A 22,451-nucleotide genomic window follows, 5' to 3' on the forward strand; every position below is an offset into this window, starting at 1 on the left:
TTGTGCTACAGGCGTGGGAAATGGTTCAGCGGACCGGCTCCGCTGCCGAGCCGCCAGTCCTGCGCCGCCAGCAGCGCCGAGCGGACGTAGCGGTTCGCGTAGGCGATCGAGTCGTCGACCGGGTAGCCGTGCGCCAGCCGGGCCGCGATCGCCGCCGAGAAGGTGCAGCCCGTGCCGTGGTCGTTCGGCGTCTCCACCCGCGGCGAGCGCAGGAACCGCGCCCCGCTCGCGGTCCACACCGCGTCCACGACCTCCGCCCCGCCCAGGTCGCCACCGGTCACCACGACACACGCCGGGCCGTGCGAGGCCAGCTGAGCCGCCGCGCCGGCCATGTCCGCGGGGGTGCTGACCTGCCAGCCGAGCAGCGCCGACGCCTCGTCGATGTTGGGCGTCACCACGGTGGCGTACGGCAGCAGCCGCTCGATCGCGGTGACCACGCCGAGCCGCCGCCCCGTCGACGCGGTCAGCACCGGGTCCAGCACCATCTTCGGCAGTTCGCCGTTGCGCGCCCGGGCCCGGATGGTCGCCGCGATCTCCCCGCTGGCCACCATGCCGATCTTCACCGCGGCCACCGGCATGTCGTCGAGGACAGCGCCGAGCTGCGCGGCGACAACGGTGGCGGGCATCGGGTGCACGTCCGTGATGACTTTGGTGTTCTGCGAGGTCACCGCCGTGATGACGCTCGCGCCGTAGCAGTCCAGCGCCGCGAAGGTCTTCAGATCCGCCTGGATGCCCGCGCCGCCGCTGCTGTCGGATCCCGCGATGGTCAGGGCGAGGCGCGGGGTGCTCATGGTGTCCCCCCGAGGTGCGCGCGGGCGGCCGGGCGGTGGTGGATTCTCTGCTCGCTCATGCCAGCACTCTCCCGCCGTCGCGGTGTGATCCGTCGCACAGGCCGTCCCACGCGGCGCGCAGGTTCGCGTACGCCTGTGCCGGATCGGCGGCCCGCATCACCGCGCCCATCACCGCCACTCCCGCTACTCCGGCGTCTCGGCAGGCCGCGGCCTGCTCGGGCGACTCGACCCCGCCCAGTGCCAGCACCGCACGGCCCGCTCGGGCGGCCAGGCGGCGCAGCCCGGCGGGTTCGAGCGGCGGCCCGTAGCCCGGTTTGCTGCGGCTGGGGAAGACCGGTGACAGCGTCACGTAGTCCTCGGTGGACAGCCGGTCGAGTTCCGCCTCGTCGTGGCACGAGCGCCCGAGCAGCCGGGGCCGCCCGAGCGGGGCGATCGCGCCCGCGCGCAGGTGCAGCGCCTCCCCGTCGAGGGTGTCCTGCCCGGCCACGATGAGCAGCCCGCCGACCGGGCGCAGCAGCTCCCGCAGCGCCGCCGCGAGCCGCAGCCGCTGCCCGCGCGGCAGGTCCTTCTCCCGCAGCAGCACGATCCGCGCTCCCCCGGTCACGGCCCCCGCGACCACGTCCACCAGCGGCCGGGCCGCCTGGCGGCGATCGGTCACCACCACCACGCCGGTCACCATGCCGGGAGCCCTTCGGCAGCGGTGGAGGCCAGCGCGTGGCGGCGTACCGGGATGCGGCCGGCCTGCGACGCGAGCCGGCCCGCGACGACGGCGTGGCGCATCGCGCCGGCCATCGCCACCGGGTCGGCGGCCCGGGTCACCGCACTGGCCAGCAGGACCGCGTCGCAGCCCAGCTCCATGGCACGGGCGGCGTCGCTGGCGGTGCCGATCCCGGCGTCGAGGATGACCGGGCAGCGCACAGCCTCCCGGATCAGCTCGATGTGGTGCGGGTTCGAGATGCCCAGCCCGGACCCGATCGGTGCGCCCGCGGGCATCACCGCGGCGCAGCCCAGGTCGGCCAGCCGCCGGGCCAGCACCGGATCGTCGGTGGTGTACGGCAGCACGGTGAACCCGTCGTCGACCAGCCGCTCGGCCGCCCGCAGCAGCTCGACAGCGTCGGGCAGCAGCGTGCGCTCGTCCCCGATCACCTCCAGCTTGATCCAGTCGGTGTCGAACGCGTCGCGCGCCAGGTGCGCGGTGCGCACCGCGTCGGCGGCCGTGTAGCAGCCCGCCGTGTTGGGCAGCAGCCGTACGCCGCAGCGCTCCAGCACGTCGAGCAGCCCGGCCGGGGTGTTCGGGTCGATGCGCCGCAGCGCGACGGTGACCAGCTCGGTGCCGCCCGCCAGCAGCGCCTGCTCCAGCGACTGGAGGCTGCTCGCTCCGCCGGTGCCGAGGATGAGCCGGGAGCCGAACTCGACGCCCCCGAGCAGGAATCTGTCGTCCATGCCGGTCAGCCGCCCTGCGTCGCGGTGAGGACCTCGACCCGGTCCCCGTCGAGCAGCCGGTGCGCGGGCCAGTCGGCGCGGCGCACCACCTCGCCGTTGACCGCGACCGCGACGCCGCGCGACGGCACGTCGAGCACGGCCAGCAGGTCGGCGATGGTCTCGCCGCGCCGGGTGGGGCGGGGCGTGTCGTTCACGACCACGGTGATCATCCGAGTCCTCCGGCGGTCAGGCGTTGAGGGGTGAAGGGTTCCCAGAGCGGGGGCAGCGAGCCGCCGTCGACCAGGTCGGCGACGGCCAGCGCGGTGTACGGGGCGGCCAGCACACCGTGCCGGTAGTGCCCCGTGGCGACCAGCACGCCCGGGGCCAGCTCGCCCACGATCGGTCCGTTGTCGGCGGTGCCGGGGCGCTGCCCCACCGACACCTCGACCAGTGCGTGCTCGGCCAGCTCCGGCACCAGGTCGGTGGCGGCGCGCAGCAGGTCGCGTACGCCGCCCGCAGTGGCGTGGCCGTCGGCCCGTTCCTCGACGGTCGCCCCGACCAGCACCTCGCCGTCGCGGCGGGGCACCAGGTAGACGGCGCGGCCGTCGGCGTACCCCCGGATGACGTGGCGCGGCGCGGCCTGGCCGCGCAGCCGCAGGACCGCTCCCTGCACCGGCCGCACCGGCAGCCCGCCCAGCGCGGCGCTGGCACAGCCCGCGGCGAGCACCACGACGTCGGCGTCCAGATCGGACAGCCGGTGCACGGCCTCGCGGCGCACCGGGACCAGTTCGCGCAGCGCCGCCACGACCCGGCGCGGGTCCACCTGGTGGTCGGACTCGACGAGCACGCCCCGTGCCCGGGGGTTCAGCAGCGGCTCGCGCTCGCGCAGCCGGTCGCCGTCGAGCGCGACCACCTCCGCGCCCAGTTCCCGCTGGTACGTCCACAGGCGGCGCAGTTCGGCGAGGTCGTCGGTGGTCAACCCGACCTGCAGCGTGCCCTCGGTCCGGTGCCCCAGCTCGTGCCCGCTCGCCGCCGCCAGTTCCGCCGCGTACCCGGGCCAGCGCCGGGCGCATTCGAGCAGCAGGGCGGTCAGCTCGCGTTCGCCGAAGTAGGACTCGCCGACCGGGGCCAGCATGCCGGCGGCGACGTGGGACGCGCCGCGGCCGGGATCGGGGTCGTGCACGGTGACAGCGTGCCCGCGCCGGGCGCACTGCCAGGCGATGCTGAGCCCGATGATGCCGCCGCCGACGACGGATACGGAAAGGGGTGCCACCGCGGCCTCCTCCCTGCGCCGGCATTACCCGGATCAGGTTCTACGGTCGGGAGCGAGAATCAGCTCCCCTCTCAGCCCGGTTCACCGGGCTCCCGTGGGGTTCTTGGTTCAGATGTGGTTCACGTGTTACGCATATGTTGCCGTCCGTGACGACTGTCGGGAGCGTAACCCCGCGCGCACCCGGAGGCAACCCACACGTCGCCCACCGCGATCTCCGCCACACCAGGGCGGAGCCGTGCGGGGCTCCTCCACGCTGCGGCGACGTGTCGTTTCAGGATGCGACGGCGGCGAGCAGATCGGCCACGGCGCGGGCCGGGTCGGCGGCGTCGGAGACCGCGCCGATGACCGCGACACCGTGCGCTCCGGCGGCCAGCAGCTCCGGCACCCGGGCCGCGGTGATGCCGCCGATCGCGATGATCGGGGTGCCCGCGACCTGCCGCGCCACCGCGCGCAGGCCCTCGGGGCCGATGGACACCGGCAGCCCGTCCTTCGTGGACGTCGCGTAGCAGGGACCCACACCCAGGTAGTCGGCTCCGTCGCCGACCGCGCGCAGGGCGGTGGCGGGCAGCCGGGACGTCGCGCCGAGCACCGCGGCCGGACCGAGCAGCCGCCGGGCCGCCGGCACGGGCAGGTCGTCCGCGCCGACGTGGCCGCCTGCGGCACCGGTGGCGAGCGCGACGTGCAGCCGGTCGTTGACCAGCACCGGAACCCCGACCGGGCGGCACAGCGCGACGATCTGGTTGGCCAGCTCGTACGCGAGCCGGTCGGTCCAGTCGTCCGCGGGCCGGAACTGGACGACCAGGTCGGGTGTGGCCACGGTGAGCGCGGCCCGGACCAGTGCGACCGGGTCCCGGCCGGGCCGGCTGTCGGTGATCAGATGGAGTCTCCCCAGCGCCATGGCCATACCTTATCGATTCTCATCGGTGAATGGGGCAGCCCCCTCCGTGACAGCCGCCGTCTACATCGGCTCATCCAGATCACTGATTCTGTGAAAACTCTTTACAATTACTTTGAATCGGTATGAGAACCCGTCTCGCCCTCGTCGCCCTCATCCTGGGCAGCACCGTCGCGTCAGCCGCCGTACCAGCTCAAGCCGCGTCCGCACCAGCCACCGAGGGGGCCGCCGCCGCGGCCGCCGGGTACGTCAAGGTCGGCTACTTCGTCCAGTGGGGTATCTACCGTCGCAACTTCCTGGTGAAGAACCTGCACACGTCGGGGATGGCCGCGAAACTGACGCACATCAACTACGCGTTCGCCAACGTCGGCGCCGACGGCCGCTGCTTCGAGGCCAACGAGGCCGGGGTCGGCGACGCCTGGGCCGACTACCAGAAGCGCTTCAAGGCCGGCGAGTCCGTCGACGGGGTCGGCGACGTGGTGAGCCAGCCGCTGGCCGGCAACTTCCACCAGCTGCGCAAGCTCAAGGCGATGTACCCGCACCTGAAGGTGCTGCTGTCGGTGGGCGGCTGGACCTGGTCGAAGTACCTGTCCGACGCCGCGCTCACCCCGGCCTCCCGGCAGGCGACGGTGGCCAGCTGCATCGACATGTTCATCAAGGGCAACCTGCCCTTCATCGGCACCTCGCCGCACGGCGGCACGGGCAGCGCCTTCGGCGTGTTCGACGGGTTCGACCTGGACTGGGAGTGGCCCGCCTCGGCGGGTGAGGTCGGCAACGTGGTGCGGCCCGAGGACAAGCAGAACTACACCCTGCTGGCCGCCGAGTTCCGCAACCAGCTCAACGCGTACGGCGCGCAGGTCGGCCGGAGCTACCAGCTGACCGCGTTCCTGCCCGCGGACCCTGCGAAGATCAATGCCGGGATCGAGACCGCACAGCTGTTCTCCCACCTCGACTTCGCCACGGTGCAGGGATACGACCTGGCCGGCGGGTGGGACCCGGTGACCGGGCACCAGTCGAACCTGTACTCCACGCCGTCGTCGCCGTTCAGCGTCGACCTGGCCGTGGACACCTACCGCGCCCAGGGCGCACCCGCCAACAAGATCGTGATTGGCATCCCGTACTACGGCCGCGGCTGGACCGGCGTCGGCAGCACCGGCAACGGGCTCTACCAACCCGCAAGCGGCCCGGCCCGGGGCACCTACGAGGACGGCGTCGACGACTACAAGAAGGTCATCGCCAAGCAGGGCACGGTGTATCACGACCCGGTCGCGGGCGCGTCCTGGAAGTACGGCGGCAGCGCCTTGTGGTCCTACGACACCCCGCAGGTGATCGCCCAGAAGACGGCGTACGTCAAAGCGAACGGCCTCGGCGGCACCATGGCCTGGTCCCTCGACGGCGACACCGCCACCGGAGAACTCACCACCGCGATCCACAACGGCCTGAGCTGACGGTCGACGCTCGGCGCGACCGGCCGGTCGGCCGCGCCGAGCGTCGAGCCAGTTGCCGATGCCCCGAACCGCATTTGCTCTGCACCCATTTGCCCGCTCTGCACCCGCCGACGCAACACCCGCGCATCGTGTTGCGCCGACGGGTGCAGAGCAAGGTTTTGGGTGCAGAGCAAATGCGGTCGGCGGGCATATCCGACCTGGGCTGACCGGCGTCAAACCCGACGCGCCTTGCCGGAGGGCAGCGTCAGCGGGGCGTGGTGTCATTCGGGATGAACGGCGCGCCGTGGCCAGGAACCACCAGGTCGGCGACGGCGAGCACCCGTTCCCGGCTGGCGCGCAGCTGGGCGCGGTCCGGCGAGACCGGGTCGTCGGCGGGGCCGTCGGCACGCCACCACAGGTCGCCGGCGAGCGCCGCCACGCCGTCGGCCGTGCCCGCGAGCAGCGTGATGTCTTCGTGGCTGTGGCCCGGCGTGCTGATCAGCCGAATCGAGTCGGAGAACGCGTGACCCTCGGCGTCCCGGTCGGTCCACTCGTGGCCTCGGTAGATCGCCTTGTGGTCGTGCATGCGAGCGGTGGTGAACAGACCCGCGTTCATGATGTTGTCCGGGTGATGGTGGCTGAGCACGACGTCGGTGACGTCCGCCGCCGACAGCCCGAGCGCGGCCAACGCGTCGAGGATGACCGACGGGTGCGCGACCATGCCCGGGTCGAACACGATGCGCAGGTCGCCGTCGCGCACCAGGGAGACGGTCGCGGCCACGCCGGGCCCGGTCGAGCTGGTGTATCCGGTGGCCAGGATGTCGAGAACGGCGCTGCGGCCGCGGGGTGCGTCACTCATGACGATGATCCTGTCGGTCCGAGACGATCATGACGAGTGGCACGGATGCCACCGATCGCAGGAAACGTGCCATCATCACCGACATGGCTTTCCGGACGGTGGCGGCGTACGCGCCCCAGGGCGTGCTGGCGTTCTCGCTGGGGCTGGTCGGCGAGGTCTTCACCGGCCGGTTCGACTTCGCCGTCTGCACCGACCGGCCCGGCCCGCTGCGCACCGACCTCGGGCTCGACATCCGCGTCGACGACGGTCTCGACCTTCTTGCCACCGCCGACCTGGTGCTGGCACTGCCGGGTGGCCGGTTCCGCGAGCCCCCCGCGGCGTCGGCCGTGGCGGCGCTCCGGGCAGCGCACACCCGGGGCGCGATCGTCGCCGCGCACTGCGTCGGGGCGTACACGCTGGCCTGGGCCGGCCTGCTCGACGGGCGGCGGGCCACGACGCACTGGCGGTTCGCCGCCGACTTCGCCGAACGGTTCCCGGCCGTGCGACTCGCCTCCGACGTGCTCTACGTGGACGAGGGCTCCGCCGTCACGGGCGCGGGCGCGGCCGCCGGGGCGGACATGTGCCTGCACCTGGTCCGCCGCGAGCACGGGGCCGCGGCAGCGAACGAGATCGCCCGGGAGATGGTGATCCCGCCGCACCGCGAGGGCGGGCAGGCGCAGTACGTGGCAGCGCCCGTCCCCGACGGCGCGGACGACGAACGGCTCGGCGCGGTGCTGGCCTGGGCGCGGGACAACCTGCACCGGCGGCTGACCGTCGACGAGCTGGCCGCCCGCGCGCTGGCCAGCCGGCGCACCTTCCTGCGCCGGTTCGCCGACGCCACCGGTTCCACGCCGCACGCCTGGCTGCTGGCGCAGCGGCTGAACAGCGCCGAAGAGCTGCTGGAGACCACCGACCTGCCGGTCGAGGAGGTGGCCCGCCGGGTCGGCTTCACCTCGGCGGCCATCCTGCGCGAACACTTCACCCGTCGGCGCGGCGTGCCCCCGCGCACGTACCGCCGCGCCTTTCACCTGTCTGCGCGCTAGCGCACGTCCCACACCGGCTCGGGGGTCTCGACGACCTCGCCGTCGGCCTGGAACAGCAGGAAGCGGTCGAAGCCCCGGGTGAACCAGCGGTCGTGGGTGACCGCGACGACGGTGCCCTCGAAGCCGGCCAAGCCCTGCTCCAGCGCTTCGGCGCTGGCCAGGTCGAGGTTGTCGGTGGGCTCGTCGAGCAGCAGCAGGGTCACGCCGCTGAGTTCCAGCAGCAGCACCAGGAAGCGGGCCTGCTGGCCGCCGGACAGCGTGCCGAAGCGCTGCTCGGCCTGCTTTGCCAGCTCGTAGCGGTCGAGCACCTTGTACGCGGCCTCGCGGGCCAGCGACGGCCGGTGCGTGTCGCCGCGCCACAGGATGTCGATCAGCTCCTTGCCGGCCAGGTCGGGCCGGTCATGGGTCTGCGAGAAGTGGCCGGGCACGACCCGCGCGCCGAGCCGCGCGACGCCGCTGTGCTTCACGTTCGCGTGCACCGCGCCGTCGGCCGAGCGACCGGCGTCCTCACCCCCGCCATGCGCCTGCTGCGCCAGCAGGCGAAGGAAGTGCGACTTGCCGGTGCCGTTCGCACCGAGCACGGCGAGCCGGTCGCCGTACCAGAGTTCGAGGTCGAACGGGAAGGTGAGGTTCTCCAGTTCGAGCTGCTCGCAGATGACGGCGCGCTTGCCGGTGCGGGAGCCCTTGAGCCGCATCTGGATCTGCTGGTCCTTGGGCGGCAGCGGCGGCGGGCCCGCCTCCTCGAACTTGCGCAGCCGGGTCTGCGCGGCCTGGTACCGCGAGGCCAGGCCGTCGTTGTAGGCCGACTTCTGCTTGTACATCAGCATCAGCGCGCGCAGCTTCTCGTGTTCCTCGTCCCAGCGGCGGCGGCGCTCCTCCATGCTGTCGTGCCGGGCGCCCCGCGCCTCGTGCCACGACGCGAACGAGCCGACGTGCGTCCAGGCGCTGCCGCCCTCGACCGCGACGACCCGGTCGGCGGTCTGATTGAGCAGCTCCCGGTCGTGCGAGACGTACAGCACGGACTTCTTCGACTCGCGCAGCCGCTGTTCCAGCCAGCGTTTGGCGGGCACGTCGAGGAAGTTGTCCGGCTCGTCGAGCAGCAGCACCTCGTCGGCACCGCGCAGCAGCAGCTCCAGCGCGAAGCGTTTCTGCTGCCCGCCGGACAGGGTGCGCACCGGCCGGTCCCGGCACTCGTCCCAGGACAGGTTCAGGATGAGCGTGGCGACGGTGTCGAACAGCACCTCGGCCTCGTAGCCGCCGGCCTCGCCGTACGCCGACAGCGCCTCGGCGTAGTGCAGTTGCGCCTGCTGGGCGCTGCTGGTCAGCTTGCCGCGCGAGTCGGCCACCCGCATCGCCTGCTCGGCCTTGACCAGGCGCGCGCCCGCGGCCTGCAGGCGCGGCTCGACCAGGCCGAGGGCCATCTCGGCGAGCGTCATCTCGGCACCGCCGGGCACCCCGGTCGCGGCCGAGGACCCGAGCATGCCGATGAACTGGCGCATCACCCCGAGGCCGCCCGAGCGCGCGATCGCACCCGTGGGCGCCGCCAGGTCGCCGGAGACCATGCGCAGCAGGGTCGTCTTGCCGGCCCCGTTCGGGCCGACCAGCGCCACCTTGGCACCCTCGCCGACGCGGAACGACACGTCGGAGAAGAGTTCACGCCCGTCCGGCAGCGTGTACGCCACGCCCGCCACATCCACGTATCCCACGCCGGAATAGTGCCTGATCAGGCCGGTCGAGGGCGAGTCACTTTCAGCACCCGGAACCCCGAGCCGCTGGCGTGCCGCTCGGCCTGCCAGCCCTGGTCGCCCAGCCACTGCTGCAGCGAGTCCGCGCCCTTGTGCTTGGCGACGACCAGCCACGCCGTGCCGCCGGGGGCGAGCCGCGGCAGCCAGCGCAGCAGCAGCTGGTGCAGCTCCTCCTTGCCGATCCGGATCGGCGGGTTGGACCAGATCTGGGTGAACTCCACGTCGGCCGGCACTCCGTCGGGGTCGGCGACGCGCACCCGGTCGGCGACCTTCAGCCGCCGGGCGTTCTCCTCGGTCAGCTCACGGGCCCGCGCGTTGACGTCGACGGCCCACACCCGCGCCGACGGCGCGCGCGTGGCCAGGACCATGGTGATCGGGCCGTAGCCGCACCCGAGGTCCAGAAAGTTTCCGGTGAACTCCGCGGCGGGCAGCGGGCCCTTCTTCAGCAGCACGGTCGTGCCCGGGTCGAGCCGCGTCGCGGAGAACACCCCACCCGCTGCGACCAGGTCGTACTCGTGACCCTCGATACTGAAAACGACCTCGTGCGGGCGCGCCGACGCGCCCGGCTCCGCAGTGAAGTAATGCTCGCCCACCCGCACATTCTCCCCCGAACGGACGGACTCACCGGCCGCAGGGTTATTGGCGACTGTGTCGTCCATTACGCTGTGCGACATGGCTCACGGCTACGGCACCGGTTCGGGGGACTGGCCGCCATCTTCCCGTCGTGACCCGCGCGACCGAGACACGCCCGGTCCCCGCTTACCCGGGGACACGGGCGCCGGTCGGCACGGGTCACCACGCGACAGCGCCCATGACTCTGAGTCACCAAGCCGGACAGGAGCCGCCGGAGGGGCCGGCCGACGCCGCGCCGCCGAGTCGTCACAGAACCCCGACCGGTTCAACGGCTTCCAGGAGCGCAAGCCGCCGCATGAGCATCCCGGCGTCCCGCCCGGCCGGGCTGCCGGGCGGCCGGTGCCGCCGCCGCAGCCCACCCGCGGGCAGGGTCCCGGCCTCGTGCCGGGTTCGCGCACCCCGGCCCCACCGCACGGACACGAGCCGCCGCGCCGCGGCGAGCCGCGGACCGGTGAACCGCCCCGGCGCAACGTGCCCGGGGAGCCGCCAGGTGCCCGCAACGGCGCGCTGGCGCGTCCACGGGGCGTCGAGGACCCTCCACCCACCATGCGCCGCGGATTCGCGCCAGGCGGCCCCACGGCGGCCCCGCCTCGCCGCAACGTCGCCGAGCCGCGTCAGCGTTCCGCACCGCCCGCCACCCCGGTCTCCCCCGGCGTCGGCGCGCCCGGCGGCATGCCGCCGCGCACCGCGCCGAACCCGGCGATGCCGGTGCGGGTCGTGCCGCCGCCACCCACCCGGCCCACCGTCACACCGCCGCCCCCGCCGCCCCCGCCGCGGCGCACCGGGCCGCGTCCGGCCGGCGCGGGCGAGCCCGGCGTGGCGGCCGGCTGGCAACGGCTCGCGGTGAACCCGAACATGTCCGCGCGCTGGAAGAAGGCGCTGAGCGTGCTCGGTGTGCTCGCCGTGCTGACCGTGTGCGGCGTCGGATCCTTCCTGATGGTGCTGGACGAGAAGCAGGGCACCGGCGCGCAGGCGAACACCTCGCCGCCGCCGACCGCCACGCCCGTCGACATCACCTCCCGCGAGATCGACCCGAAGCCGCTCACCGCGGGCGAGGTCTTCCCGGGCAAGCAGATCGTCATCGACCCGAACAAGCCGACCGAGGTGTACACGGTCATCAAGCCGCAGGTGCTCACCGACTGCCGGGCGGCCGCCAGCGGCGAGATCAGCAAGCTGATCACGAAGCTCGGCTGCTCCCAGGTGGTCCGCGGCACGATGCGGTCCCCGAACGGGGCCTACCTGGTCACCGGCGGCATCGTGAACCTGGACACGGTCGCCAACGCGGAGAAGGCGTACGAGGCGATCAAGCCGATCGTCGACGAGGGCAAGGGACGCTTCCTCGGCTACGCCCCCGACCGCCAGGACAAGAAGAGCATCACCAAGCCGCTGGCCCTGGCCTCGACCCACGCCGGCTGGAACATCCGTGGCCACTACCTGGTCTACTGCGTGATCGCCCGGTCCGACGGCGGCGAGATCCCGATCGGCGACCCGTTCGCCAAGCAGATCCTCTTCGACGTGATCGAGTTCTACCTGCGCGGCAAGGTCCTCGAGGAACGCGCCAGCGACCCCATCACCACCAGCGGCGCTCCCACCCCCGCCGCCAGCTGAGGACAAAGGAAGGGCACCTTCACAACGCTCCGCGTTGTAGAAGGTGCCCTTCTTAACGTCGCCGCAGCCCTGAGCTGCGCAGTTGCGATGCTGCCGGTGGTGACGGCCGAGCCGGTCAGGACGGCCGGTCGGCGGGCTGCGCGGCCGCCCGTAGGCCCGCGGGCACGCCGCGAAGGTTGCGGGTCTGCTCGGCGCGGGCCGCGAACTCCGCCTCGTCCGGGTAGCCCACCGCGATCAGGTTCAGTCCGTGCGGCGGAGCGACCAGCACGTCGCTGACGCGTTCGGTGCGGGTCAGCAGCGAAGCGGGCCAGTCCGGCTCCCGGCGGCCGTCGCCGGCCGTCAGCATCGCGCCGACCAGGCTGCGCACCATCGCCTGGCAGAACGCGTCGGCCTGCACCGTCGCGGCCAGTACGCCGTCCGGCTCACGCCGCCACGACATCGCGGTGATGTGCCGGATGGTCGTCGCGTGCTCCTTGCGCTTGCAGAACGCCGCGAAGTCGTGCTCCCCGCACAGCCCCGCCGCGGCCGCGTTGAGCCGGTCCAGGTCCAGCGGGCGCAGCCAGAACAGGGTGTCGCGGCGGCGCAGCGGGCTCGGCCCGGACTCCGAATCGACGACCCGGTACTCGTAGCGCCGCCACATGGCCGAGAACCGCGCGTCGAACGTCGGCGGCACCTCACGGGCCGACCACACCCGCACGTCACCGGGCAGCAGCCCGGCCAGCCGCCGCACCAGCGAGGGCGCGAGTGCCTGCCAGCGGTCGTCGGGCAGGTCGACGTGGCACACCTGACCGGTCGCGTGCACCCCGGCGTCGGTGCGGCCGGCCACGGTCAGGCCCGCCGGGTTGCCCGGCCCGAACACCTTCTCCAGCTCGGCCAGCAGCACCCCGGCGACCGTACGCCGACCCGGCTGCGCCGCCCAGCCGGAGAAGTCCGTGCCGTCGTAACCGACGTCCAGCCGTACCCGCGCCATCTCCTGCTCCTCCTACGCGCCTCGACACGAACGCGGGCGCCAACCCGCGGAAACGGCGAAGCTCCCCTCCCGGCTGCGTGCGCAGCGGGAGAGGAGCTCCGACGGTAGAACTCAGGCCTTGTCGGCGGCCTCGTCGGCGTCGCCGGCCTCGCCGGACAGAACGGCGACCTTGTCCTCCTGGGCGGCCTTCTTGGCCTGGGCCTTGGCAGCCTTCGCCGGCGCCGCGGGCGCCGCCACCTCGAGCTCCTCGACCAGCTCGATGATCGCCATCGGAGCGGCGTCACCCTTGCGCGGGCCGGTCTTCACGATCCGCGTGTAGCCACCGTTGCGGTTCGCGAAGCGCGGGGCGATCTGCTCGAACAGGGCCACGAAGACGTCCCGCTCGGGGATCGACTTGCGGACCTCGCGGCGAGCCGCGAGGTCGTCCCGCTTGGCCTTGGTGATGAGGCGCTCGGCCAGCGGGCGCAGCCGCTTGGCCTTCGTCTCGGTGGTGGTGATGCGGCCGTGCTTGAACAGCGACTGGGCCAGGTTGGCCAGGATCAGCTGCTCGTGCGCGGGGCTGCCCCCGAGGCGGGGACCCTTGGTGGGCGTGGGCATTGGTGCTCCTTGATGTCTATCCGAGCTGCCGAGGCAGGTTCGGTTACAGCTGCTCGGTCTCGCGGTAGTCGTCAGTGTCGTAATCGGCGTCGCCGTAGGAGTCCACGACGTGGGCCGGGTCGAAGTTCGGAGCCGAGTCCTTCAGCCCCAGACCCATCCCGGCGAGCTTCATCTTCACCTCGTCGATGGACTTCTGCCCGAAATTCCTTATGTCGAGCAGGTCCGCCTCGGTGCGCCCGATGAGCTCACCGACGGAGTTGATGCCCTCGCGCTTGAGGCAGTTGTACGAGCGGACGGTCAGGTCCAGCTCCTCGATCGGCAGCGCCAGGTCGGCAGCGAGCTGCGCGTCCTGCGGCGACGGGCCGATGTCGATGCCCTCGGCGGTCTCGTCCAGCTCGCGGCACAGCCCGAACAGCTCCACCAGGGTGGAACCGGCCGACGCCAGCGCGGTCCGCGGCGAGATGGACGCCTTCGACTCGACGTCGATGATCAGACGGTCGAAGTCGGTGCGCTGCTCGACACGGGTCGCCTCGACGCGGTACGTCACCTTGAGCACCGGCGAGTAGATCGAGTCGACCGGGATGCGGCCGATCTCGGCGCCGGCGTTCTTGTTCTGCGCCGCCGTGACGTAGCCCCGGCCCCGCTCGACGGTCAGCTCCATGTCGAGCCGGCCCTTGCCGTTCAGGGTCGCGAGCTTGAGGTCCGGGTTGTGCACCGAGACACCGGCCGGGGGCTGGATGTCGCCGGCGGTCACGTCGCCAGGGCCCTGCTTGCGCAGGTACATGCTGACCGGCTCGTCGTGCTCCGACGAGACGCACAGGTCCTTGACGTTCATGACCAGCTCGACCACGTCCTCCTTGACACCGGGGATCGTGGTGAACTCGTGCAGCACACCGTCGATCTTGATGCTGGTGACGGCCGCGCCCGGGATCGAGCTGAGCAGCGTACGACGCAGCGAGTTGCCGAGGGTGTAGCCGAACCCGGGCTCGAGCGGCTCGATGGTGAACCGGGAGCGGGTCTCGTTGATCGACTCTTCGGTGAGAGTCGGCCGCTGAGAGATAAGCACTGGTGAACTCCTATACGTTGGGCGCCCACTATTTGACGCCACGCGTAACGGCGGCCGGTGCGGCGTGACGCCGCACCGGCCAGAGCACTACTACTTGGAGTAGAGCTCGACGATCAGCTGCTCCTGGACCTGGGTGTCGATCACCTGGCGGGCCGGAAGCGAGTGAACGAGAACCTTGAACTGGCTGGGGATGACCTCCAGCCACGCCGGGACGCCACGCGAGCCGGCCTCGGCCTGCGCCACCACGAACGGCGTGAGCTCGCGGGACTTGGTCCGGACCTCGACGATGTCGTGCTCGGCGACGCGGTACGACGGGATGTCGACCTTCTTGCCGTTGACCAGGAAGTGACCGTGCTTCACGACCTGACGGGCGTGGTCACGGGACTTGGCCAGGCCGGCCCGGTAGACCACGTTGTCGAGACGCGACTCGAGGATCTGCAGCAGAACCTCACCCGTCTTGCCCGACTTGCGGTTGGCCTCTTCGTAGTAGCCGCGGAACTGCTTCTCCAGCACGCCGTAGATACGACGGGCCTTCTGCTTCTCACGAAGCTGCAGCAGGTACTCGGACTCCTTGGTGCGACCGCGGCCGTGCTGGCCGGGCGGGAAGGGGCGCGACTCGAACGGGCACTTCGGCCCATCGCACTTGCTGCCCTTGAGGAACAGCTTGACCTTCTCACGACGGCAACGGCGGCAGTCTGCGCCGGTGTAACGAGCCATTTGTCTATCTCCCCTTAGACCCGGCGCCGCTTGGGCGGACGGCATCCGTTGTGCGGCTGCGGCGTGACGTCGGAGATCTGCCCGACCTCGAGACCGGCAGCGGTCAGCGAACGGATGGCGGTCTCACGGCCAGAGCCCGGACCCTTGACGAACACATCGACCTTGCGCATGCCGTGCTCCATCGCGCGACGCGCGGCGGCCTCGGCGGCCAGCTGGGCGGCGAACGGAGTCGACTTGCGCGAGCCCTTGAAGCCGACCTGGCCGGCGGAGGCCCACGAGATCACAGCACCGGTCGGGTCCGTGATGGACACGATGGTGTTGTTGAACGTGCTCTTGATGTGCGCCTGCCCGTGGGAGACGTTCTTGCGTTCTTTACGCCGGACCTTCTTTACAGCGGCCCCAGCGCGTGCCTTGGGTGGCATATCTTTATGCGCTCCTTCTAGATGCGATTGCTAGCGGGACAGGCTTACTTCTTGCCGGCCTTCTTCTTGCCGGCCACGGTGCGCTTCGGGCCCTTGCGGGTACGAGCGTTCGTGCGAGTGCGCTGTCCACGGACAGGCAGGCCCTTGCGGTGCCGGATGCCCTCGTAGCAACCGATCTCCACCTTGCGGCGGATGTCAGCGGCGACCTCGCGGCGCAGGTCGCCTTCAACCTTGAAGTTCGCTTCGATGTAGTCACGAAGCTGGACGACCTCTTCGTCGGAGAGGTCCTTCGCCCGCTTGTTCGGGTCGATGCCCGTGGCGGAGCACAGCTCCACCGAGCGGGTGCGGCCGATGCCGTAGATGTAGGTAAGCGCGATCTCCAGCCGCTTTTCGCGGGGAAGATCGACGCCGACGAGACGTGCCATTGCGGGCTGCTCCTCGTAGTTCGCGGAGGTCTGCGCCCGATCCATCCCCCACCTGCCCGGGTGGGGCCCCGGCCTCCGACCGGGGGTTGATCCGCAGAGCTGTCCGACGAGTCGGAGCGTTCCCGCGGCTGGAACGAGCTATTGCTGGTGCTGCAACTACAGGCGGTGCCAGGAGGCTGAATCAGCCCTGGCGCTGCTTGTGGCGCGGGTCGTCACAAATGATCATGACCCGGCCGTGCCGACGGATGACGCGGCACTTGTTGCAGATCTTCTTGACACTCGGCTTGACCTTCACGGCTCGCCTTTGCTGCTATTCCCGGCCCGCACAGCGTCGAGCCAGGGAAAGACGGACACGGACTCACCCCGGTGGAGTCAGTTCGATTACTTGTAGCGGTAGACGATCCGCCCGCGGGTGAGGTCGTACGGCGAGAGCTCGACGACGACCCGGTCCTCGGGCAGGATGCGAATGTAGTGCTGACGCATCTTGCCGCTGATGTGGGCCAAGACCTTGTGGCCGTTAGCGAGCTCGACCCGGAACATGGCGTTCGGGAGTGGCTCGATAACCCGGCCCTCGATCTCGATGGCCCCGTCCTTCTTCGGCATATCCTCCGCTACCTGACTAGGGTGAATTGGGTCGGCCCACCTGGTCCATCGCGATCCGGGATCCGGACCACGCCAGCCGCGGTTCCGCCCGACCCCCGAAGCGCGGGGAGCATGGCGGAGTGGACGCGGTGCGCCGATTGGCCAGTCTACGCCCACCTCTGCATCGATACCAAACCACCCCCCGACCCCCGCGGCCGGGAGTGTCGCACCCCACACCCACCTGCCCCCACCTCGGCCGCAACTCTTGAAATTCGCGGCTTAGGGCGGGTGGGACAGGCGCATCTCTTTAAGAGTGCGGCAGGGGTGGGCCGGGGCCGGGCTGGCGGGTGGGGTCAGGCGGTGGCGGCGGAGGTGAGGAGGTCGCCGAGGCGGGCGCGGCCGCCGTCGGGGGCGGTGAGGACCCAGACGCCGTCGTCGAACAGGCCGATGGAGTGCTCGACGTGTGCGGCGTGGGAGCCGTCGGTGGTGACGACGGTCCAGCCGTCGTTCAGCTCGGCGGTGCGGGCCGAGCCCATCGTGATCATCGGCTCGATGGCCAGGGCCATGCCCGGGATCAGCATCGGGCCGCGGCCGGGACGGCCGTGGTTGTGGATATGCGGCTCCTGGTGCATGGCCGTGCCGATGCCGTGGCCGCCGTAGCCCTTGACGATGCCGTACTTGCGGGGTGCCTTGCGCACCGCCGACTCCACGGCCCACGAGATGTCGGTCAGCCGTCCGGTGCCCGAACGCACCCCGCGCGCCGCGGCGGCGATGCCGGCCCACATCGAGTCCTCGGCGACCTCGGCCATGCGCAGCAGATCCGGACGGGTCTCCCCGACGCCGACGGTGATCGCGGCGTCGCCGTGCCAGCCGTTCAGGATGGCCCCGCAGTCGATGGAGATCAGGTCGCCCTCGGCCAGCACATGCTTGGGGTTCGGGATGGTGTGCACGATCTGCTCGTTCACCGACGAGCAGATGGTGCCCGGGAAGCCGTGGTAGCCCTTGAACGACGGGATGGCGCCGTGCGACCGGATCACGTCCTCGGCGACGGCGTCCAGCTCGGCGGTGCTGACCCCCGGCTTGACCGCATCGCGGGCCGCGGCCAGCGCCGCCGCCACCACGAGCCCGGCAGCGCGCATCAGGTGCAGCTGCTCCGGCGTCTTGATCTCGATGTCCATGTGCTCGGCCGTCGCCTTCCCCCGCCGAAACGGTCGCGCCGGGCGATTCCTGCCCGGCGGGGACCGTCCGGCGCTTTCGTCGCCTCATGTCCGCGGGACGAGCCGCTCGCCGTCACGCGGACGGCGGCAGCGCTCGCCGCCCCGCCGACACGAAACCGACCGGTGCCGGTCATCACGTGGACAGCAGGAGCGGTCATGATCCCTGCAGGCGCCGGCCCCACCGCCGAACGCCAGGCAATGCTACGCGCTGAACGAGCGCAGCTCGTTGATGGCCCGCTCGGTGACGTCCTCCACCGGCCCGGTGGCGTCGATCCCGACCAGGCGGCCCTGCGCGCCGTAGTGGTCGACCAGGGGGGCGGTGTCGCGGGCGTATACCTTCAGCCGCTCCGCGATCGTCTCGGCCTTGTCGTCGTCGCGCTGGTAGAGCTCGCCGCCACAGCGGTCGCAGAGGCCCTCGCGGCTCGACGCGTCGAACTCGATGTGCCAGATCTTGCCGCAGCCGTGGCAGGTGCGCCGACCGGACAGCCGCCGGATGACCTCGTCGTTGTCGACGATGAGCTCCAGCACCAGGTCCAGGTTCGCGCCCGTGTCGGCCAGCATCTTGTCCAGCGCCACGGCCTGGGGCACCGTCCGCGGGAAGCCGTCGAGCAGGAAGCCGTCGGCGGCGTCCGCCTCGGCGAGCCGGCCGCGCACCATGTTGATGGTGACCTCGTCCGGCACCAGGCCGCCCGCATCCATGTAGCGCTTGGCCTCCAGGCCGAGCGGGGTGCCCTGCGAGACGTTGGCCCGGAAGATGTCACCCGTCGAGATCTTGGGCACGGACAGGTGCGAGGCGATGAATTCCGCCTGCGTCCCCTTGCCCGCTCCCGGCGGACCCACCAACACGAGTCTCATCACGGCACCTCACTGAAACCGGCGAACCGGCGGCGCGAGAACGCGCCGCCGATCCGCTGCGCCCGCTTGCTCACCGAAGGAACCCCTCGTAGCTGCGCTGCATGAGCTGGCTCTCGATCTGCTTGACGGTCTCCAGACCGACACCCACCATGATCAGCACCGCGGTGCCGCCGAAGGGGAAGTTCTGGTAGGCCTGGGAGTCGAGCCAGATGAAGAACATGTTCGGCAGGATCGCAATGATGCCGAGGTAGAGCGCGCCCGGCAGGGTGATCCGGCTCAGGATGAAGTCGAGGTAGTCGGCGGTGGGCTTGCCCGGCCGGATACCCGGCACGAAGCCGCCGTACTTCTTCATGTTGTCCGCGATCTCGGTCGGGTTGAACGTGATCGAGACGTAGAAGTACGTGAAGAAGATGATCATCAGGAAGTAGAGCAGGATGTAGCTCCACTTGCTGGGGTCGGTCAGGTAGTCGCGCAGCCAGATCTGGACCTTGCCCGGGTTGTTCTGGTCCATGAACTGCAGGGCCAGCGTGGGCAGGTAGAGCAGCGACGACGCGAAGATGACCGGGATGACACCCGCCTGGTTGACCTTCAGCGGGATGTAGGTCGAGGTGCCGCCGTACATACGCCGGCCGACCATGCGCTTGGCGTACTGCACCGGGATGCGGCGCTGCGCCTGCTCGATGTACACCACCAGCGCGATGACCACGACGACGAGCGCCAGCACGCCGACGAAGCCCCACCAGCCCTTGGACTCCTTCAGCTGCCAGCCCTCGCTGGGGAGGCGGGCCGCGATGGAGGTGAAGATCAGGACGGACATGCCGTTGCCCACGCCGCGGTCGGTGATGAGCTCGCCGAGCCACATCACGACGCCGGTTCCGGCGGTCATGGTGACGACCAGCGCGGTCAGCGTGACCCACTGCGGCATCTGGGTGTTCGGCACGATCGGGAACGCGTCGCACGCGCCCTGGAACAGCTGGCCGGAGCGCGCCAGGGCCACGAAGGCCGAGGACTGCAGGACGGCGAGGCCCAGGGTCAGGTAGCGGGTGTACTGGGTGATCTTCGCCTGGCCGGACTGGCCCTCCTTGCGGAGCTGCTCCAGGCGCGGGATGACCACGGTGAGCAGCTGCAGGATGATCGACGCCGTGATGTACGGCATGATGCCCAGCGCGAAGACCGACAGGGACAGCAGAGCGCCGCCGGAGAAGAGGTTAAGGAGCGTGAAGACGCCGTTCTCGGCACCCGACTCCATGGCGGTGATGCACTTCTGCACGTTCCCGTACGAGACACCGGGGCTGGGCAGCGTGGCACCGAGGCGATAGAGCGCGATGATCCCGAGCGTGAACAGAATCTTCTTGCGCAGGTCAGGCGTCTTGAACGCACTGACAAAAGCGGAGAGCAACTTCTTCCTCCTGCGCGCGGCACCGGGGGCCGGTGGCTGTCGTGTAAAGGGGCGTGACTGGGTATGTGGTGCGAGCCGTGACCGTTACGGTCGGCCTTCACCGCGCCACGCGCAGTTTACGCGTAGCTGGGATCGGACTCTAACAGTCCCGACCCTCAATGGTCAGGTCTGCACGGCACATATCTGTGCCAGCCTAGGCCTTGGCAGCGCTCGTGCCCAGTGGCTACGACCTGCGTCTTGCCCAGAAAGGCCGGAAGCCGAGCGTGGCGCCCGACCTAGGTCGGTCGGGCGCCACGTCTGCGACTGTTCTTACAGCTCCGTCACGGAGCCGCCGGCAGCAGCGATCTTCTCCTTGGCGGAGGCGCTGAAACCGTGCGCCGACACCTGGAGCTTCACGCCGCCCAGCTCGCCGGTGCCGAGCACCTTGACCGGGTGGCCCTTGCGGACGGCACCGGCCTCGGCCAGCTCCAGCGGGCCGACCTGGCCGCCGTTGGGGAACAGCTCGGCGAGCCGGTCCAGGTTCACGACCTGGAACACGACCTTGAACTTGTTCCGGAAGCCCTTCATCTTCGGAAGCCGCATGTGGATAGGCATCTGCCCACCCTCGAACGACGGCTTCACCTGGTAGCGGGCCTTCGTACCCTTGGTACCGCGACCGGCGGTCTTGCCCTTGGAGCCCTCACCACGACCCAGACGGGTCTTGGCGGTCTTGGCACCGGGCGCCGGGCGGAGGTGGTGGATCTTGATCGTCATTACTCAACCTCCTCGACCTTCACGAGGTGGCTGACCGCGAAGATCATGCCCCGAATCTCGGGACGGTCCTCTTTCACCACCACGTCGTTGATCCGCTTGAGCCCGAGCGAACGCAGCGACTCGCGCTGGTTGCGCTTGCGCCCGATGTCGGACCGCAACTGGGTGACCTTCAAACGTGCCATGGTTACGCACCCGCTCCCGCACGCGCGGCCAGCAGTGCGGCCGGCGCGACGTCCTCGACCGGCAGCCCGCGGCGAGCCGCGATGGCCTCCGGGGACTCCAGCATCTTCAGCGCGGCGACCGTGGCGTGCACGATGTTGATCGGGTTCGAGGAGCCGAGGCTCTTCGACAGCACGTCGTGGATGCCCACGCACTCCAGCACGGCACGCACCGGGCCGCCGGCGATGACACCCGTACCGGCGCTGGCCGGCTTGAGCAGCACCACACCGGCCGCCGCCTCACCCTGCACCGGGTGCGGGATGGTGGAGCCGATCCGGGGAACCCGGAAGAAGTGCTTCTTGGCCTCCTCGACACCCTTGGCGATCGCCGCGGGCACCTCCTTGGCCTTGCCGTAGCCGACGCCGACGTTGCCCTCGCCGTCGCCGACGATCACCAGCGCGGTGAAGCTGAAGCGCCGACCGCCCTTGACGACCTTGGCGACACGGTTGATCGTGACGACGCGCTCGAGGTGCGGGGTCTTCTCGACGGGCGCGTTGCCGCGACCGTCGCCGCGGCCACGGCGCTCGCGACCACCGCGGTCGCCGCCCTCAGTGTTACCGGAACCCGTGCCCCGGCGTTGTGGTCCTGGCATTATCCCAGCCACCTTTCCTAGAACTCGAGTCCAGCACCGCGTGCGGCATCCGCCAGAGCCGCGATGCGGCCCGCGTAGCGGTTGCCACCGCGGTCGAAGACGACCTTGGTGATTCCGGCGGCCTTCGCCCGGTCGGCGAGCAGAGCGCCCACCTTGCCGGCGATGGCGCTCTTGTCGCCCTCGGCGCCCTTGATCGAGGCGTCCATGCTCGAGGCGGACACCACGGTGTGACCCTTGGTGTCGTCCACGATCTGAACCCAGATGTGGCGCAGCGTGCGGGTGACGACCAGGCGGGGGCGCTCGGCAGTGCCGCTGAGGTTCCGGCGGATGCGGAAGTGCCGACGCGCCTTGCCGACGGCCCGCTTGGCGGCGACGCCGTTGCGGCGCTTGAGCAGCGTGGCGGTCACTTCTTACCTGCCTTTCCAGCCTTACCGGCCTTACGGCGGATGACCTCGCCCTGGTACTTGACACCCTTGCCCTTGTAGGGCTCCGGCGGGCGGATCTTCCGGATGTTGGCGGCAACCTCGCCGACAAGCTGCTTGTCGATGCCGGTGATGTGGAACAGCGTCGGCCGCTCCACCGTGAAGGTGATGCCCTCCCGCGGCTGCACCACGACCGGGTGCGAGAACCCGAGAGCGAACTCCAGGTCGGCGCCCTTGGCCGTGACACGGTAACCGGTGCCGTTGATCTCCAGGCTCTTCTTGTAGCCCTCGGTGACGCCGACGATCATGTTGGCGACCAGGGTACGGGAGAGACCGTGCAGCTCCTTGGCACGACGCTCATCGTTCGGGCGGGTGACGAGCAGCTCGCCGCTCTCACCGCGCTCCGCGATGATCGGCTCGCTGAGCGTGTGCTCGAGCGTGCCCTTGGGGCCCTTGACCTTGACGGTCTGGCCATCGATGGTGATCTCGACGCCGGAAGGCACCGGGATCGGCTTACGTCCGATTCGCGACATTGCAGAC

Annotated in this window: 28 protein-coding genes and 1 riboswitch; of the genes, 3 read left to right on the plus strand and 25 right to left on the minus strand. The window is 70.8% G+C overall.

The annotated features are described in order from the left end of the window. Positions 1-5: 5 nt before the first annotated feature. The 6 genes from thiD to thiE form a co-directional block, all read right to left on the minus strand. Positions 6-791, minus strand: coding sequence for a bifunctional hydroxymethylpyrimidine kinase/phosphomethylpyrimidine kinase (thiD, locus tag AB0B35_RS24580; RefSeq protein ID WP_361049278.1), 786 nt, complete (start codon positions 789-791; stop codon positions 6-8). Positions 792-846: 55 nt separating this feature from the next. Beyond that, positions 847-1,470, minus strand: a complete 624-nt coding sequence (locus tag AB0B35_RS24585; protein WP_361049280.1) for a thiamine phosphate synthase — start codon at positions 1,468-1,470, stop codon at positions 847-849. Further along, positions 1,464-2,243 (minus strand): thiazole synthase, encoded by a 780-nt coding sequence (locus AB0B35_RS24590; RefSeq protein ID WP_361049338.1) that lies wholly within the window; start codon positions 2,241-2,243, stop codon positions 1,464-1,466. The genes AB0B35_RS24585 and AB0B35_RS24590 overlap by 7 nt, the downstream gene beginning before the upstream one ends. Next, positions 2,240-2,443, minus strand: a complete 204-nt coding sequence (thiS, locus tag AB0B35_RS24595) for a sulfur carrier protein ThiS (protein ID WP_360536184.1) — start codon at positions 2,441-2,443, stop codon at positions 2,240-2,242. Before thiS ends, AB0B35_RS24590 begins: the two co-directional genes overlap by 4 nt. Then, on the minus strand, positions 2,440-3,486 hold the full coding sequence (gene thiO, locus AB0B35_RS24600; RefSeq protein WP_361049282.1) for a glycine oxidase ThiO: 1,047 nt from the start codon (positions 3,484-3,486) through the stop codon (positions 2,440-2,442). The genes thiS and thiO overlap by 4 nt, the downstream gene beginning before the upstream one ends. Next, a riboswitch (TPP riboswitch) is annotated at positions 3,480-3,592 on the minus strand. (Overlaps the previous gene by 7 nt.) Before the next feature lie 165 nt (positions 3,593-3,757). Next, positions 3,758-4,384: a thiamine phosphate synthase gene (gene thiE / locus AB0B35_RS24605; RefSeq protein ID WP_361049284.1), complete on the minus strand. Its 627-nt coding sequence runs from the start codon at positions 4,382-4,384 to the stop codon at positions 3,758-3,760. 122 nt (positions 4,385-4,506) lie between these two features. Here thiE and AB0B35_RS24610 point away from each other — a divergent pair, with 122 nt between their 5' ends. After that, positions 4,507-5,829, plus strand: coding sequence for a glycoside hydrolase family 18 protein (locus AB0B35_RS24610; RefSeq protein WP_361049286.1), 1,323 nt, complete (start codon positions 4,507-4,509; stop codon positions 5,827-5,829). 244 nt (positions 5,830-6,073) lie between these two features. On the opposite strand, the gene AB0B35_RS24615 is transcribed toward AB0B35_RS24610, so the two are convergent. Beyond that, positions 6,074-6,667 carry an MBL fold metallo-hydrolase gene (locus AB0B35_RS24615; RefSeq protein ID WP_361049288.1) on the minus strand — a complete coding sequence of 198 codons (594 nt, stop codon included), beginning with the start codon at positions 6,665-6,667 and terminating at the stop codon, positions 6,074-6,076. 83 nt (positions 6,668-6,750) lie between these two features. Between AB0B35_RS24615 and AB0B35_RS24620 the strand changes: the two genes are divergently transcribed. Continuing rightward, positions 6,751-7,689, plus strand: coding sequence for a helix-turn-helix domain-containing protein (locus tag AB0B35_RS24620; protein ID WP_361049290.1), 939 nt, complete (start codon positions 6,751-6,753; stop codon positions 7,687-7,689). Here AB0B35_RS24620 and AB0B35_RS24625 read toward each other — a convergent pair. Together AB0B35_RS24625 and AB0B35_RS24630 are read right to left on the minus strand one after the other, a co-directional pair. Then, the gene (locus AB0B35_RS24625; RefSeq protein WP_361049292.1) at positions 7,686-9,395 is read right to left on the minus strand and encodes an ATP-binding cassette domain-containing protein; all 1,710 of its coding nucleotides are present in this window, start codon (positions 9,393-9,395) and stop codon (positions 7,686-7,688) included. The two genes, AB0B35_RS24620 and AB0B35_RS24625, sit on opposite strands and share 4 nt — an antisense overlap. Before the next feature lie 17 nt (positions 9,396-9,412). After that, positions 9,413-10,027 carry a methyltransferase gene (locus AB0B35_RS24630; RefSeq protein WP_361049294.1) on the minus strand — a complete coding sequence of 205 codons (615 nt, stop codon included), beginning with the start codon at positions 10,025-10,027 and terminating at the stop codon, positions 9,413-9,415. 421 nt (positions 10,028-10,448) lie between these two features. Between AB0B35_RS24630 and AB0B35_RS24635 the strand changes: the two genes are divergently transcribed. Next, positions 10,449-11,675: a hypothetical protein gene (locus tag AB0B35_RS24635; RefSeq protein WP_361049296.1), complete on the plus strand. Its 1,227-nt coding sequence runs from the start codon at positions 10,449-10,451 to the stop codon at positions 11,673-11,675. A 115-nt stretch (positions 11,676-11,790) separates the two neighbouring features. Here the strand turns inward: AB0B35_RS24635 and truA are convergent, their stop codons facing one another. The 16 genes from truA to rplF form a co-directional block, all read right to left on the minus strand. Beyond that, on the minus strand, positions 11,791-12,645 hold the full coding sequence (gene truA, locus AB0B35_RS24640) for a tRNA pseudouridine(38-40) synthase TruA (protein ID WP_361049297.1): 855 nt from the start codon (positions 12,643-12,645) through the stop codon (positions 11,791-11,793). Between the two features lie 111 nt (positions 12,646-12,756). Further along, a complete protein-coding gene (gene rplQ, locus AB0B35_RS24645; RefSeq protein ID WP_360536164.1) occupies positions 12,757-13,242 on the minus strand; it encodes a 50S ribosomal protein L17 in 486 nt (161 codons plus the stop codon). Positions 13,243-13,285: 43 nt separating this feature from the next. Continuing rightward, complete coding sequence (locus AB0B35_RS24650; protein WP_120317120.1) at positions 13,286-14,308, minus strand: DNA-directed RNA polymerase subunit alpha; 1,023 nt, start codon at positions 14,306-14,308, stop codon at positions 13,286-13,288. A gap of 90 nt (positions 14,309-14,398) precedes the next feature. Continuing rightward, positions 14,399-15,025: a 30S ribosomal protein S4 gene (gene rpsD, locus AB0B35_RS24655; protein ID WP_360536162.1), complete on the minus strand. Its 627-nt coding sequence runs from the start codon at positions 15,023-15,025 to the stop codon at positions 14,399-14,401. A 14-nt stretch (positions 15,026-15,039) separates the two neighbouring features. Further along, complete coding sequence (gene rpsK / locus AB0B35_RS24660) at positions 15,040-15,447, minus strand: 30S ribosomal protein S11 (RefSeq protein WP_120317122.1); 408 nt, start codon at positions 15,445-15,447, stop codon at positions 15,040-15,042. A 44-nt stretch (positions 15,448-15,491) separates the two neighbouring features. Next, positions 15,492-15,872 carry a 30S ribosomal protein S13 gene (rpsM, locus tag AB0B35_RS24665; RefSeq protein ID WP_120317123.1) on the minus strand — a complete coding sequence of 127 codons (381 nt, stop codon included), beginning with the start codon at positions 15,870-15,872 and terminating at the stop codon, positions 15,492-15,494. A gap of 181 nt (positions 15,873-16,053) precedes the next feature. Further along, on the minus strand, positions 16,054-16,167 hold the full coding sequence (gene rpmJ / locus AB0B35_RS24670) for a 50S ribosomal protein L36 (RefSeq protein WP_020520458.1): 114 nt from the start codon (positions 16,165-16,167) through the stop codon (positions 16,054-16,056). An 86-nt stretch (positions 16,168-16,253) separates the two neighbouring features. Then, positions 16,254-16,475, minus strand: coding sequence for a translation initiation factor IF-1 (gene infA, locus AB0B35_RS24675; protein WP_007073013.1), 222 nt, complete (start codon positions 16,473-16,475; stop codon positions 16,254-16,256). A gap of 332 nt (positions 16,476-16,807) precedes the next feature. Continuing rightward, positions 16,808-17,632 carry a type I methionyl aminopeptidase gene (gene map / locus AB0B35_RS24680; protein WP_361049299.1) on the minus strand — a complete coding sequence of 275 codons (825 nt, stop codon included), beginning with the start codon at positions 17,630-17,632 and terminating at the stop codon, positions 16,808-16,810. Positions 17,633-17,872: 240 nt separating this feature from the next. Next, positions 17,873-18,526, minus strand: a complete 654-nt coding sequence (locus AB0B35_RS24685; protein WP_361049301.1) for an adenylate kinase — start codon at positions 18,524-18,526, stop codon at positions 17,873-17,875. A 70-nt stretch (positions 18,527-18,596) separates the two neighbouring features. Then, positions 18,597-19,925, minus strand: coding sequence for a preprotein translocase subunit SecY (gene secY / locus AB0B35_RS24690; RefSeq protein ID WP_361049303.1), 1,329 nt, complete (start codon positions 19,923-19,925; stop codon positions 18,597-18,599). 309 nt (positions 19,926-20,234) lie between these two features. Further along, the gene (rplO, locus tag AB0B35_RS24695; protein ID WP_203692219.1) at positions 20,235-20,678 is read right to left on the minus strand and encodes a 50S ribosomal protein L15; all 444 of its coding nucleotides are present in this window, start codon (positions 20,676-20,678) and stop codon (positions 20,235-20,237) included. Next, positions 20,678-20,860, minus strand: a complete 183-nt coding sequence (gene rpmD / locus AB0B35_RS24700) for a 50S ribosomal protein L30 (RefSeq protein ID WP_120317127.1) — start codon at positions 20,858-20,860, stop codon at positions 20,678-20,680. The genes rplO and rpmD overlap by 1 nt, the downstream gene beginning before the upstream one ends. Positions 20,861-20,862: 2 nt before the next feature. Next, a complete protein-coding gene (rpsE, locus tag AB0B35_RS24705) occupies positions 20,863-21,489 on the minus strand; it encodes a 30S ribosomal protein S5 (protein ID WP_360536152.1) in 627 nt (208 codons plus the stop codon). A 17-nt stretch (positions 21,490-21,506) separates the two neighbouring features. Continuing rightward, a complete protein-coding gene (rplR, locus tag AB0B35_RS24710; protein WP_344350371.1) occupies positions 21,507-21,884 on the minus strand; it encodes a 50S ribosomal protein L18 in 378 nt (125 codons plus the stop codon). Positions 21,885-21,892: 8 nt separating this feature from the next. Continuing rightward, positions 21,893-22,444: a 50S ribosomal protein L6 gene (rplF, locus tag AB0B35_RS24715; RefSeq protein WP_360536150.1), complete on the minus strand. Its 552-nt coding sequence runs from the start codon at positions 22,442-22,444 to the stop codon at positions 21,893-21,895. Positions 22,445-22,451: the final 7 nt, after the last annotated feature.

This window comes from Catellatospora sp. NPDC049133 (genome assembly GCF_040648455.1).
Taxonomy (GTDB): domain Bacteria; phylum Actinomycetota; class Actinomycetes; order Mycobacteriales; family Micromonosporaceae; genus Catellatospora; species Catellatospora aurea.